We start from the raw sequence: 13,061 nt of genomic DNA, 5'->3' as shown, positions 1-13,061 counted from the left end.
GGTCAGCCGGTTGCGGTCCAGCGGGTAGACCCCGTCGAGGTAGGTGTCCCACTGCTGGATGGTCATCGTCCGCCCGCCCCCGTCGACCAGGCTCATCTGATTGTCCAGCACCGCCTGCGCGGTGCCCGGCGTCGCGAACAGCCCCGCCAGCACGGCGAAGAACGCCACCAGAACACGACCGAAAGCCTTCATGGTCTCCCTAGCTTGGTTGTGGCGGTGAGGGTTCACCGTCGGGTGCGCTGCGGAATCCCCCGTTGGACTCCGACAAGTAAATGTCAGGAGGACGATATCGGTAGGGAAACGGTGCGGGCAACGCGAAGGGGACCGCCGGAGTCGTCGCCGGCCACCGATACGGCTTAGCTGCGGCGAGAGTGGGCCAGATCCGGCTGTGATCGGAGCCACCTCCGCCGGCCCGCGCCGCGCGCGCCGGCCGGCGGTCTCAGGCGCACGCCCCGGCCGAGGTCGGGAAACGTCAAAGATGGTGTGGCGGAACGTTATCCCGCAACCACCGGTCGCGCTCGTGCTGTTCGGCGGACTCCCCTGGATCGCGTTCGTCCGATGAGGCTCGCGGCAGGTCCTCGCCGAAGACCGCGTTAACTGGCGGCCGCTTCGGACCCTCCGGATTCAGCACGACGGGAACCAAGTGTGACTAAGGTCACAATCAAGGTGTTTTCCCACGTCACGGGACCGAAACCTGATGTTCACACCCGGTGGCCCGACTCAGATGTCCAGGCTGGACAGCTCGGCGATCACGTGGGTGGCCATCGGCCCCAGGGTCGCCATGCCGTCCCGGACGGCGGCTCGCGATCCCGCCAGATTGACCACCAGCGTGCTGCCGGAGATACCGGCCAGACCGCGGGACAGCCCGGCGTCGGTGCTCCCGGCCGCCAGGCCGGAGGCGCGCAGCGCCTCGGCGATGCCGGGCAGTTCCCGGTCGAGCACCCCGACGGTCGCCTCGGGAGCGACGTCGCGCGGATTGACCCCGGTGCCGCCCACCGACACCACCAGGTCGACACCACCGATCACCGCGGTGTTCAGGGCGTTGCGGATCTCGACCTCATCGGCGGCCACCACGACCACGCCGTCGACCACGAACCCCGCCTCCTCGAGCAGTTCGGTCACCAGCGTGCCGCTGTGGCCCTCGGCAACACCCCGGGCCTGACGATCGTCCACTACGACCACCAGCGCCCGCCCGGCCGAACCTTCAGTCTGTTCCATGGAAGCCACCGTATATCCGAGCCGCGAAGACGGGGCTGACTCGGCGACCACCGTCAGCGGACGGTCGGTGCCCATGCGCGTCACCGGTCGCCGTTGCCGCGGCTCACTGGCCGGCGGGTCACTGGTCGGCTTTGCCCAGCGTCACATCGACCGTCTGGGGATTTCCGGAGGGGTCCAGGTAGGTCAGAGTCAGCTTCGCCCCGGGAGCTCGGGACCGCACCGCCGCCACCAGGGCGTTGGCGCTGCCGATCACTCGGTCGTCGACCTTGGTCACCACCACGCCGCTGGGCAGGCCGGCGTTGGCGGCCGCACCGCCCTTGACCACCTCGACGATCTTGGCGCCGTGCGTGGTGACGTCGTTGCTGACCTGCACGCCCAGCGAGGCGTGCGAGGCCGTTCCGCTGCTGATCAGTTCGTCGGCGATCCGCTTGGCCTGGTCGACCGGGATCGCGAAGCCCAGCCCGATGGATCCGCTCTGCCCCTCCGGCGAGTCACCGCCCAGGGTGGCGATCGCAGAGTTCACTCCGACCAGTTCGCCGGACATGTTGACCAACGCCCCGCCGGAGTTGCCCGGGTTGATCGCCGCGTCGGTCTGGATCGCGTCCAGAACCGTGTTCTGGTTACTGGCGTCACCGCCCGCCGCGACCGGACGGTTCAGCGCGCTGACGATCCCGGTGGTGACGGTGCCCTCCAGACCCAGCGGCGAGCCGATCGCCACGACGTCCTGACCGACCCGGAGGTCGGCCGAGGAGCCGAGTGTTATCGGGGTCAGCCCGGAAACACCCTGGGCGCGAACGACGGCGATGTCGCTGGCCGGATCGGTGCCGACGACGGTGAAGGGGGCGGTGCGGCCGTCGGCGAAGGTGACGATGGTGGTCATCCCGGCCGGCTTCGCCGGAGGGTCGGCCGGCTTGCCCGGCATGCCTGGCGGCTTGGGCGCGCCGGGCCCGCCCCGCGCGCCGGAGACCACGTGGTTATTGGTCAGGATCAGCCCGTCGGCGGACAACACGATGCCCGAACCCTCCTCGGTGGCGCGGCCCATCTTGGTCTCGAGCTTGACCACGCTGGGCACCACCTTCGCCGCCACCTGTTCGACCGAGCCGATGGGCGCGTTGGCGGTCGGGACGCTGCGTGAGTTGGGAGCCGCGGCGGGGGGCGCCGCAACGGAGGGCTGGCCGGCGGGCCGCACCATCGAGGCCACCGTTCCGCCGACGCCGGCCGACACCGCGGCGATCGCGAGCGCGCCAAGGGTCAGTGCGACGGTGCGGGAGCGCTTCCGGCGGCGCGGTTCGGCGACCGGGGGAAGCACGGAGGTGGTGCCGGAACGCGCACCGCCGTAGGGGTCGTACGGCCCCTGGGGGTTCGCGTAGCGCCAGTCGTAGGGCTGTTGGTAGCCGGCCTGGGTGTAGCCCGGCGCAGCCGGCTGGTTCGGCACCTGCCGGCCGGACTGCGGCGTCGGGTGACGCGGGTCGTCTGTCATCGCGGCTGTTTGCTCTTTCCGGTAGTCAGCGCGGTATCGCGCCATCGTGTTGTCTCCAGCTTGCCGGGTGCTACTGAGAATCGACTGAGATGACACTCGGTTCGGCTGCCACGTCCTCTCCGTTAACGCCGAATTCGCCGTTTGTTGCTGCGATTTCGCTGTGGGCGGATGGTGACCGATACAACACCGCGGTCGGAGTGCCCGGCAGCAGCACATAGAACGTCGTTCCCGGCGGGTCTCCCCCGGGCACCGTCTCCCCGATGCGAATCATGCCGCCATGTTTGACCACAACCTGTTTCACGATCGCCAGGCCCAGACCCGAACCCGGCATCGCCCGCGCCGAGGCGGAGCGATAGAACCGCTCGAACACCAGACCGCGTTCCTCGGGCTCGATGCCGGGACCTTCGTCGGACACCAGCAGTTCGGCATGGGCGGCGTCGACCTGGCGCAGCCGCAGCACGACCGCCCCGCCGGGCGGACTCCACTTGGCCGCGTTGTCGAGCAGGTTGAGCACGGCCCGCGACAGTCCCGCGTGATCGCCGTGGATCTGCCAGCCGACGGCCTCGACGTCGAAGTCGATGTCGTTGCGGCGGCGGCGAACCCGCTCGAGGCTGCGGTCGATGATCTCGGTCAACTCGACGTCCTCGAGCGCGTGGCCGTGCGCGTTGTCCTCCCGGGTGAGATCCACCAGATCGCCGACCAGTGTCGAGAGTTCCTCGATCTGGCCGATCACATCGGCGCGCAGCTCGGCCAGCTCGCTCTCGGGGATCGGGGGCGCGCCGGGCGCACCGGAGGCCATCAGCAGCTCGACGTTGGTGCGCAGTGACGTCAGGGGCGTCTTCAGCTCGTGGCCGGCGTCGGCGACCAGCCGGGCCTGCCGTTCGCGCGACTCGGCCAGCGCGCGCAGCATGGCGTTGAACGCCTCGGTGAGCCGGGCCAGCTCATCGCTGCCGAACACCGGGATGGGTCGCAGGTCGTCGGTGCGCGCCACCCGCTCGGCGGCCTCGGTGAGCCGGCCGACCGGACGCAGACCGGTCCGGGCCACCGTGCCGCCTGCCACCGCGGCGATCACCACACCGACGCCGCCTACCGCCAGCAGCACCCACTTGAGCTTGTTCATCACCGCGTTGGTGGGCTGCAGGCTCTTGGAGATCAGCAGCGAACTGCCGTTGGGCAGGTGCACCGCAAGCACCCGCTGATCGCCGACTGTCCGGCGCGACATGAACAGTTCGCCGCGGATCACCGCCTTCTCCGGTTGTCCGACGGGCAGCGCCTGGCCCTGCTGGTTGGCGGTGTAGATCGACTTGCCGGGATTGACCAGCATCGCGTTGACGTCGGAGGAGGCGGTGCCCTCGATGGCCTGGGCCGGGTCGGCGGCCAGCGAGCCGCGGGCGATCAGCAACTGGGCGCGGCTCTGCAACTGGTGGTCGATGTCGGTGTAGAGCGCGGCGGACACCACCGCGTAGACCGCGACGGCCATCAGCACCACGACCATGGCCACCATCGACATGGCCAGCAGCATCACCCTCCACCGCAGCGACAACGACGTGGTGGCTTTCCCCGGGGCGCCGGTGACCCGACGGCGCCGCTTGAATCCGGGCATCAGGATCTGGACATCAGGGCGGAGTTTCGCGCAGCACGTAACCCACACCACGAACGGTGTGGATCAGCCGCGGTTCTCCTTCCGCCTCGGTCTTGCGCCGCAGATAGCCGACGTAGACCTCCAGCGCGTTGCCGGAGGTGGGGAAGTCGAAACCCCACACCTCCTCGAGAATGCGGCTGCGGGTGAGCACCCGGCGGGGATTGGCGATGAGCATCTCCAGCAGCGCGAACTCGGTGCGGGTCAGGCTGATCGCGCGCTTACCCCGATGCACCTCGCGGGTTCCCGGGTCCAAGGTGAGGTCGGCGAACGTCATGATCGCGGTCTCGGTGGTCTCCTCCGGGCCGGTCCGGCGCAGCAGGGCACGCAGGCGGGCAAGCAGCTCCTCCAGCGCGAACGGCTTGGGCAGGTAGTCGTCGGCTCCCGCGTCCAGGCCGGCCACCCGCTCGGAAACCGAGTCGCGCGCAGTCAGCACCAGGATCGGAAGGTCGTCGCCGGTGCTGCGCAACTGGCGGCAGACCTCCAGGCCGTCCAGCCGCGGCATCATCACGTCGAGAACCACTGCCTCGGGCCGCTCGTTGGCGATCGCCTCGAGCGCCTCCACGCCGTCCTCGGCGAGGTCGACGGTGTATCCGTTGAAGGACAGGGAACGCCGCAGGGACTCCCGGACGGCACGGTCGTCATCGACCACAAGGATTCGCACGTGGTTAGTGTCAACCAATCGACTTAGATTCGTCTAAGAGACGCGCCGCGCGAACAGGCGATTCGGCGCCGATCCCGGCGAAATCAGCGCTTGTCGAGGTCGATCAGCCCCAGCCGGGCCGCTTTGAGCAGACGGCGGGGCACCTTGTGCTGACGGCCTCCGACGGACACGGTGACAAGGCCGGGCTCGGTGGCTTTCCACTGCGAACGCCGACTGCGGGTGTTCGAGCGCGACATCCGGCGCTTGGGCACAGCCATGACGGGTGATCTCCTCGTGATTGCCGCCGCGCAGACACGCGGCCGAGTCTCAAGGATAGCCGCCGGCCGGTGGCTTCTCCAAAGCGGCAAGGCGTTGACACCGGCCCCGAACCAGCGGATAACCTACCGGTTGGTTGGCCGGTAGGCGGCCGGCCGTCACCGCCCAGGGAGGACGCACCCGATGCCGGCTGTCCCCGGACCCGTGCGGATCGGCAACTGCTCGGGCTTCTACGGCGACCGGATCTCGGCGATGCGCGAGATGCTCACCGGCGGTGACCTGGACTATCTCACCGGCGACTACCTGGCCGAACTGACCATGCTCATCCTGGGCCGCGACCGGATGAAATCCCCCGAGCGGGGCTACGCCAAGACCTTTCTGACCCAGTTGGAGCAGTGCCTGGGCCTGGCCCACGACCGCGGCGTGCGCATCGTCACCAACGCCGGCGGCCTGAACCCGGCCGGCCTGGCCGCGGCGGTGCGCGCCCTGGCCGACAGGCTCGGCGTCGCGGTGAGCGTCGCCCACGTGGAGGGCGACGACCTGCTGCCGCGGGCAGCCGAACTGGGATTCCCCGGGGTGCTGACCGCCAACGCCTATCTGGGCGCCTGGGGGATCGTCGACTGCCTGAACGCCGGCGCCGACATCGTGGTGACCGGCCGGGTCACCGACGCCTCGGTGGTGGTCGGACCCGCCGCCGCCCACTTCGGCTGGGCCCGAGACGACTACGACCGGATCGCCGGGGCGGTGGTCGCCGGACATGTCATCGAATGCGGCACCCAGGCCACCGGCGGCAACTACTCGTTCTTCACCGGGATCGCCGACCTCGACCACGCCGGGTTCCCGCTGGCCGAGATCGCCGGCGACGGTTCCTCGGTGATCACCAAGCAGCCAGACACCGGCGGCCGGGTCAGCATCGGCACCGTCACCGCGCAACTGCTCGACGCGATCACCGGCGCCCGCGACGCCCACCCCGATGCCACCGCCCGCTTCGACACCATCGAACTGCTCGACGACGGGCCCGACCGGGTGTGCATCCGGGGGGTGCGCGGCGAGCCGCCACCCCCGACGCTGAAGGTGTCGCTGAACAGCATCGGCGGCTACCGCAACGCCGCCACCTTCGTGCTGACCGGACTGGACATCGAGGCCAAGGCCGACCTGGTGCGCCGGCAGCTCGAGTCCGCGCTGACCGAGGCCCCCGCCGAGGTGCAATGGTCGCTGGCGCGCACCGACCGGCCCGACGCCGACACCGAGCAGACCGCGAGCGCGCTGCTGACGTGCACCGTGCGCGATCCGGATCCGCAGCGTGTCGGACGCCGGTTCTCCTCTGCCGCAGTGGAACTCGCGCTCGCGAGCTACCCCGGCTTCCACACCACCGCACCTCCGTCCGACGGTGCGGTGTACGGGTTGTTCACCCCCGGCTACGTACCGTCCGCCGAGGTCGGGCACGTGGCGGTGCACGCCGACGGCACCAGGGTGCCGATCCCGCCGGCCAGCCAGACACTCGAACTGCGGCCCGCCGCCGAACCCGCCGTGCCCGGGCCGCCACCGGCCGGACCGACCCGCCGGCTGCCGCTGGGCACCGTCGCGGGCGCGCGCAGCGGCGACAAGGGCGGCGGCGCCAACATCGGCGTGTGGGTGCGCACCGAGGCGCAGTACCGCTGGCTGGCCGGCACGCTGACCGTCGACCTGCTGCGCGAGTTGCTGCCCGAGGCCGACGATCTCGACGTCGAGCGCCATCTGCTGCCGGGTATCCGCGCGGTGAACTTCGTGATCGACGGCATCCTCGGCAAGGGCGTCGCCTACCAGGCGCGCTTCGACCCCCAGGCCAAGGGCCTCGGCGAGTGGCTGCGCAGCCGACACGTCGACATCCCCGAGGAGCTGCTGTAGATGAGCATCTGGACCACACCGGAACGCCAGCAACTGCGGAAGTCGGTGCGCGCCTTCGCCGAACGCGAGATCCTGCCGCACATCGACGACTGGGAACAGGCCGGCGAGTTGCCGCGCGACCTGAGCCGGCGGACGGCCGAGGCGGGACTGCTCGGCGTCGGCTTCGGTGAGGAGTACGGCGGGGAGGGCGGCGACGCCGCCGACACCGCGATCATCTGCGAGGAACTGCACGAGGCCGGAACCCCCGGCGGGGTGTTCGCCTCGCTGTTCACCGTCGGAATCGCGGTGCCGCACATGATCGCCTCCGGCGACGCCCGGCTGATCGACAAGTTCGTCAGGCCGACCCTGCGCGGCGAGCTGATCGGATCGCTGGCCATCACCGAACCGGGCGGGGGCTCCGACGTCGGGCACCTGCGCACCACCGCGGTCCGGGACGGCGACCACTTCGTGGTCAACGGCTCCAAGACCTACATAACCTCGGCGGTGCGCGGCGACTACGTGGTGGCGGCGGTGCGCACCGGCGGTCCCGGAGCCGCCGGGGTGTCGATGCTCGTCATCGAGAAGGGCACGCCCGGCTTCGAGGTCAGCCGCAAGCTGGCGAAGATGGGCTGGCGGTCCTCGGACACCGCGGAGCTGTCGTTCACCGACGCCCGGGTACCGGTGGAAAACCTCGTCGGCGCCGAGAACACCGGATTCCTGCAGATCGCCCAGGCCTTCGTCGCCGAGCGCATCGGCCTTGCCGTGCAGGCGTATTCGAGCGCGCAGCGCTGCCTGGACATCACCGCGCAGTGGTGCCGGGACCGGGAGACCTTCGGTAAGCCGCTGATCGCCCGCCAAACGGTGCAGAACACGCTCGCCGAGATGGCCCGCCGCATCGACGTCGCGCGGGTCTACTCCCGCAGTGTCGTCGAGCGGTCCTTGGCCGGAGCCGACGGGCCGCCGACACTGGGTGAGACGAACCTGATCGCGCCGGTGTGCTTCGCCAAGAACACCGCGGTCGAGGCCGGCGAGTGGGTGGCAAACCAGGCCGTGCAACTGTTCGGCGGGATGGGCTACATGGCCGAGTCCGAGATCGAAAGGCAGTACCGCGACATGCGGATCCTCGGGATCGGCGGCGGCACCACCGAGATCCTCACCGCGCTGGCCGCCAAGACGCTCGGGTATCAGCCGTGACCGCGCTGCGCAGCGCCGTCGACACCACGGCCCCGGCCTACCTCGCCGCCGCCGAGGCGATGACCGCCAAACTCGCCGAACTGGATAGCGAACTGGCCAAGGCGCTCGGCGGCGGCGGCCCGAAATACGTCGAGCGTCACCACGCCCGCGGCAAGCTGACCGCGCGCGAGCGCATCGAGTTGCTGCTCGACCCGGACTCACCGTTCCTGGAGTTGTGCCCGCTGGCCGCCTACGGAACCGAGTTCACCGTCGGCGCCAGCCTGGTCACCGGAATCGGGGTGGTCGAGGGGATCGAGTGCATGCTGGTCGCCCACGACCCGACCGTCAAGGGCGGCACCTCCAACCCGTGGACGCTGAGGAAGGTGCTGCGCGCCAACCAGATCGCGCTGGAGAACCGGCTGCCGGTGATCTCGCTGGTGGAGTCCGGCGGCGCGGACCTGCCAACCCAGAAGGAGATCTTCATCCCGGGCGGGCGGATGTTCCGCGACCTCACCCGGCTCTCGGCAGCCGGGATTCCCACCATCGCACTGGTTTTCGGCAATTCCACCGCCGGCGGCGCCTACATACCCGGGATGAGCGACCACGTGGTGATGATCAAGGAGCGCTCCAAGGTCTTCCTCGCCGGGCCGCCACTGGTGAAGATGGCCACCGGCGAGGAGTCCGACGACGAGTCGCTCGGCGGAGCGGAGATGCACGCCCGGATCTCCGGGCTGGCCGACTACTTCGCGGTCGACGAACTCGACGCGCTGCGCATCGGCCGGCGCATCGTGGCGCGGCTGAACTGGACCAAGAAGGGACCGGCGCCGCGGCCGTTCACCGAGCCACTGGCCGACGCCGCGGACCTGCTCGGCATCGTCCCGGCCGACCTGCGCGTCCCGTTCGACCCCCGGGAGGTGATCGCCCGGATCGTCGACGCCTCTGATTTCGACGAGTTCAAGCCTCTCTACGGCGCCTCCCTGGTCACCGGGTGGGCCAGTGTGTTCGGCTATCCGGTGGGCATCCTGGCCAACGCCCGCGGGGTGCTGTTCAGCGAGGAGTCGCAGAAGGCGACCCAGTTCATCCAACTGGCCAACCAGTCGAACACCCCACTGCTGTTCCTGCACAACACAACCGGCTACATGGTCGGCCGGGCCTACGAAGAGGGCGGCATGATCAAGCACGGCGCGATGATGATCAACGCCGTGTCCAACTCGGCGGTGCCGCACATCTCGCTGTTGATCGGAGCGTCCTACGGTGCGGGCCACTACGGCATGTGCGGGCGCGCCTACGATCCGCGGTTCCTGTTCGCCTGGCCCAGCGCGAAGTCCGCGGTGATGGGCGGGGCGCAGTTGGCCGGGGTGCTCTCGATCGTCAACCGCGCCGCCGCGGAGGCCCGCGGGCAGGCCGTGGACGAGGACGCCGACGCCGCGCTGCGGGCCGCGGTGGAGGCGCAGATCGAGGCCGAGTCGCTACCGGCCTTCCTGTCCGGGCGTCTCTACGACGACGGGGTGATCGACCCGCGGGACACCCGCACGGTGCTGGGAATGTGCCTGTCCGCCATCGCCAACGGCCCGATCGAGGGGACGTCGAAGTTCGGCGTCTTCCGGATGTGAGGCAGGACCCGTGATCACCAAGGTCATTGTCGCCAACCGCGGCGAGATCGCGCGGCGGGTGTTCGCCACCTGCCGCCGCCTCGGCATCGGCACCGTCGCGGTCTACACCGAGCACGACGCGAACTCCCCGCACGTCGCCGAGGCCGACGCCCGGGTTCTCATCGACAGCTACCTCGACATCGACGCGCTGCTGGCGGCGGCCCGTTCGGCGCACGCCGATGCCGTTCACCCCGGCTACGGCTTCCTCTCGGAGAACGCGGTTTTCGCCAGGACGGTCGGCGACGCCGGGCTGATCTGGATCGGGCCGCCGCCGGAGGCGGTCACGGCGATGGGTTCCAAGATCGAGGCCAAGAAGATGATGGCGGCCGCCGGGGTCCCGGTGCTGGCCGAACTGCACCCGGACACCGTCGGGCCGGATCAGCTTCCGGTTCTGGTCAAGGCTTCGGCCGGCGGCGGCGGCCGAGGCATGCGGGTTGTCGACGACATCGGCGATCTGCACGCCCGGGTCCAGGCCGCCCGCCGCGAGGCGCACTCCGCCTTCGGCGACGACGCGGTGTTCTGTGAGCGTTACCTGCCGCGCGGACACCACGTCGAGGTGCAGGTGATGGCCGACCGGCACGGCACGATCTGGGCGCTCGGCGAGCGGGAGTGCTCGATCCAGCGCCGCCACCAGAAGATCATCGAGGAGGCGCCGTCCCCTCTCGTCGAACGAATTCCGGGCATGCGGCAGCGGCTTTTCGACGCGGCCCGTCTGGCGGCGGGAGCGATCGGGTACTGCGGCGCGGGAACGGTGGAGTTCCTGGCCGACGACGCCGGCGAGTTCTACTTCCTGGAGATGAACACCCGCCTTCAGGTGGAACACCCGGTCACCGAACTGACCACCGGTGTGGATCTGGTGGAGCTTCAGATCAACGTGGCAGACGGGCAGCGTCTGGAACCCGAGAGTCCGAGTCCGCGAGGACATGCCATCGAGGCGCGGTTGTACGCCGAGGATCCCGCCCGCGACTGGCAACCCCAGGCGGGTCGGATCCGGCGCTTCTCCGTACCCGGTGCGGCAACCCACTTCGGCCTGACGCCCGGCACCGGGATCCGGCTGGACTCCGGGGTCGCCGACGGGTCGGTGGTGTCCGTTTACTACGACCCCATGCTGGCCAAGGTCATCGCGAAGGCCCCGAGCCGCACCCGGGCCGCGCAACTGCTCGCCGACGCGCTGGCCCGTACCCGGCTGCACGGTCTGCGCACCAACCGCGACCTGCTGGTCAACGTGCTGCGTCACCCGGCTTTCCTGGCCGGGGACACCGACACCGGCTTCTTCGACGTCCACGGACTGGGGGGTCTGGCCATGCCGCTGGCCGGGCCCGACGCGGTCCGGCTGGCCGCGGTGGCCGCCACCCTGGCCGAATCCGCGCACAACCGCGCCACCGCACCGGTGCTGGCCGCCGTGCCCAGCGGCTGGCGCAACGTGGTTTCCGGCAACCAGCACAAGGTCTTTCACGACGCCGACGGGTGCGAGCACCGGGTCGCCTACCGATTCACCCGCCGCGGAGTGCTGCTGCCCGACGACCCGGGTGTCACCCTGGACTCGGTCACGCCGGTGGAAGCGGTGCTGGTGCGGGACGGGGTCGCCACCGCATTCGACGTCGCCCGTTACGGCGACGAGGTGTACGTCGACTCCCCGCTCGGGCCGGTCACCCTGACCGCGGTCCCGCGCTTCCCCGAGCCCGGCACGGCGGTGGCCAAGGGCTCGCTGCTGGCGCCGATGCCCGGGTCGGTGATCCGGATCGGCGCCGCGCCCGGCGACACCGTCGCCGCCGGCCAGCCGCTGGTCTGGCTGGAGGCGATGAAGATGGAACACACCATCACCGCGCCGGCCGCCGGTGTGCTGGTCCAACTCGACGTCGGCGTCGGCCAGCAGGTCGAGGTGGGCGCCGTGCTTGCCCGTGTCGAGACATCCGAAGGAGACGACCAGTGAGCGACCCTGAGACTGACACCGACTTCATCGAGAGTGCCGAACGCCAGGCGCTGCGCAAGTCCGTTGCGGCACTGGCCGCCAACTACGGCCCGGACTACTACCTCGAGAAGGCCCGCTCGGGTGGCCACACCGACGAATTATGGCGAGAGGCAGGCCAACTGGGGTTCATCGGGGTGAACCTGCCCGAGGAGTATGGCGGCGGCGGTGCCGGTATGTACGAGCTCGCGCTGGTGATGGAGGAGCTTTCGGCGGGGGGCTGCCCGCTGTTGATGATGGTGGTCTCCCCCGCCATCAACGGCACCATCATCGCCAAGTTCGGCACCGACGAGCAGAAGAAGCGCTGGGTCCCCGGTATCGCCGACGGGTCTATCACGATGGCTTTCGCCATCACCGAACCCGACGCCGGTTCGAACTCGCACCGCATCACCACCACCGCGCGCCGGGACGGCTCCGACTGGATCCTGTCGGGCCAGAAGGTGTGGATATCCGGCCTCGACCAGGCCGACTCCGTCCTCGTCGTCAGCCGTACCGAGGACGCCAAGACCGGCAATCTGCGTCCGGCGCTGTTCGTGGTGCCGATCGACACCCCCGGGTTCACCTTCACCAGGATCCCGATGGAGCTGACCATGCCCGAGAGCCAGTTCCAGGTTTTCATCGACGAGGTTCGGCTGCCGGCCGATGCGCTGGTGGGCGCCGAGGATGCGGCGATCGCTCAACTGTTCGCCGGGCTGAACCCCGAGCGGATCATGGGGGCGGCCAGCGCGGTCGGCATGGGACGGCTGGCCTTGGAGAAGGCCTGCGACTACGTCAAGACCCGCCAGGTGTGGAAGACCCCGATCGGTGCGCACCAGGGAATCTCACATCCGTTGGCGCAGAACCACATCGAGCTCGAACTGGCGAAACTGATGATGCAGAAGGCGGCCACTCTCTACGACGTGGGCGACGACATGGGTGCCGCCGAGGCGGCCAACATTGCCAAGTACGCCGCCGCGGAGGCGTCGACCCGGGCGGTGGACCAGGCCGTGCAGTCGATGGGCGGCAACGGTCTGTCCCAGGAGTACGGGGTGGCGGCGATGCTGGTCGGCTCCCGGCTGGCGCGCATCGCGCCGGTGAGCCGGGAGATGATCCTCAACTTCGTGGCGCAGACCTCGCTGGGTCTGCCGCGGTCGTACTGATCCGCC

General features: G+C 69.9%; 10 protein-coding genes and 1 pseudogene. 5 read left to right on the top strand and 6 right to left on the bottom strand.

Annotated elements, in window-relative coordinates; translation table 11 throughout:
• From ACKOQ4_RS15095 to rpmF, 6 genes and pseudogenes are all read right to left on the bottom strand, one after another.
• Positions 1-192 (bottom strand): annotated as a pseudogene (locus tag ACKOQ4_RS15095) (MspA family porin); the annotation flags it as partial.
• 528 nt (positions 193-720) lie between these two features.
• Positions 721-1,293, bottom strand: coding sequence for a MogA/MoaB family molybdenum cofactor biosynthesis protein (locus tag ACKOQ4_RS15090; protein WP_526293248.1), 573 nt, complete (start codon positions 1,291-1,293; stop codon positions 721-723).
• Positions 1,294-1,336: 43 nt separating this feature from the next.
• The gene (locus ACKOQ4_RS15085; RefSeq protein WP_526293246.1) at positions 1,337-2,698 is read right to left on the bottom strand and encodes a S1C family serine protease; all 1,362 of its coding nucleotides are present in this window, start codon (positions 2,696-2,698) and stop codon (positions 1,337-1,339) included.
• A gap of 70 nt (positions 2,699-2,768) precedes the next feature.
• On the bottom strand, positions 2,769-4,301 hold the full coding sequence (locus ACKOQ4_RS15080; RefSeq protein WP_526293244.1) for a HAMP domain-containing sensor histidine kinase: 1,533 nt from the start codon (positions 4,299-4,301) through the stop codon (positions 2,769-2,771).
• Positions 4,302-4,314: 13 nt separating this feature from the next.
• Positions 4,315-5,001: a response regulator transcription factor gene (locus ACKOQ4_RS15075; protein ID WP_526293242.1), complete on the bottom strand. Its 687-nt coding sequence runs from the start codon at positions 4,999-5,001 to the stop codon at positions 4,315-4,317.
• An 83-nt stretch (positions 5,002-5,084) separates the two neighbouring features.
• Positions 5,085-5,258 (bottom strand): 50S ribosomal protein L32, encoded by a 174-nt coding sequence (rpmF, locus tag ACKOQ4_RS15070; RefSeq protein ID WP_293359953.1) that lies wholly within the window; start codon positions 5,256-5,258, stop codon positions 5,085-5,087.
• Positions 5,259-5,460: 202 nt separating this feature from the next.
• Here rpmF and ACKOQ4_RS15065 point away from each other — a divergent pair, with 202 nt between their 5' ends.
• From ACKOQ4_RS15065 to ACKOQ4_RS15045, 5 genes are read left to right on the top strand one after another with little or no spacing between them, the layout of a single operon-like run.
• Positions 5,461-7,143, top strand: coding sequence for an acyclic terpene utilization AtuA family protein (locus ACKOQ4_RS15065; protein ID WP_526293250.1), 1,683 nt, complete (start codon positions 5,461-5,463; stop codon positions 7,141-7,143).
• Complete coding sequence (locus ACKOQ4_RS15060) at positions 7,144-8,316, top strand: acyl-CoA dehydrogenase family protein (RefSeq protein ID WP_526293240.1); 1,173 nt, start codon at positions 7,144-7,146, stop codon at positions 8,314-8,316.
• Positions 8,313-9,908 (top strand): acyl-CoA carboxylase subunit beta, encoded by a 1,596-nt coding sequence (locus tag ACKOQ4_RS15055; protein WP_526293238.1) that lies wholly within the window; start codon positions 8,313-8,315, stop codon positions 9,906-9,908. Before ACKOQ4_RS15060 ends, ACKOQ4_RS15055 begins: the two co-directional genes overlap by 4 nt.
• Before the next feature lie 10 nt (positions 9,909-9,918).
• Complete coding sequence (locus tag ACKOQ4_RS15050) at positions 9,919-11,880, top strand: acetyl/propionyl/methylcrotonyl-CoA carboxylase subunit alpha (RefSeq protein WP_526293236.1); 1,962 nt, start codon at positions 9,919-9,921, stop codon at positions 11,878-11,880.
• Positions 11,877-13,055 (top strand): acyl-CoA dehydrogenase family protein, encoded by a 1,179-nt coding sequence (locus ACKOQ4_RS15045; protein WP_526293234.1) that lies wholly within the window; start codon positions 11,877-11,879, stop codon positions 13,053-13,055. The genes ACKOQ4_RS15050 and ACKOQ4_RS15045 overlap by 4 nt, the downstream gene beginning before the upstream one ends.
• The last annotated feature ends 6 nt before the right edge of the window (positions 13,056-13,061 follow it).

The organism is Mycobacterium sp. (assembly GCF_046095365.1).
Classification (GTDB): domain Bacteria; phylum Actinomycetota; class Actinomycetes; order Mycobacteriales; family Mycobacteriaceae; genus Mycobacterium.
The sequence above is the reverse complement of the archived record's forward strand: the minus strand, read 5'-3'. Positions and strand labels throughout refer to the sequence as shown.

What these genes read in the sequence shown, in the direction of transcription:
- ACKOQ4_RS15090 (WP_526293248.1), bottom strand. Translation starts at nt 1,293, where the DNA reads ATGGGCACCGACCGTCCGCTGACGGTGGTCGCCGAGTCAGCCCCGTCT.
- ACKOQ4_RS15085 (WP_526293246.1), bottom strand. Translation starts at nt 2,698, where the DNA reads ATGACAGACGACCCGCGTCACCCGACGCCGCAGTCCGGCCGGCAGGTG.
- ACKOQ4_RS15080 (WP_526293244.1), bottom strand. Translation starts at nt 4,301, where the DNA reads ATGCCCGGATTCAAGCGGCGCCGTCGGGTCACCGGCGCCCCGGGGAAA.
- rpmF (WP_293359953.1), bottom strand. Translation starts at nt 5,258, where the DNA reads ATGGCTGTGCCCAAGCGCCGGATGTCGCGCTCGAACACCCGCAGTCGG.
- ACKOQ4_RS15060 (WP_526293240.1), top strand. Translation starts at nt 7,144, where the DNA reads ATGAGCATCTGGACCACACCGGAACGCCAGCAACTGCGGAAGTCGGTG.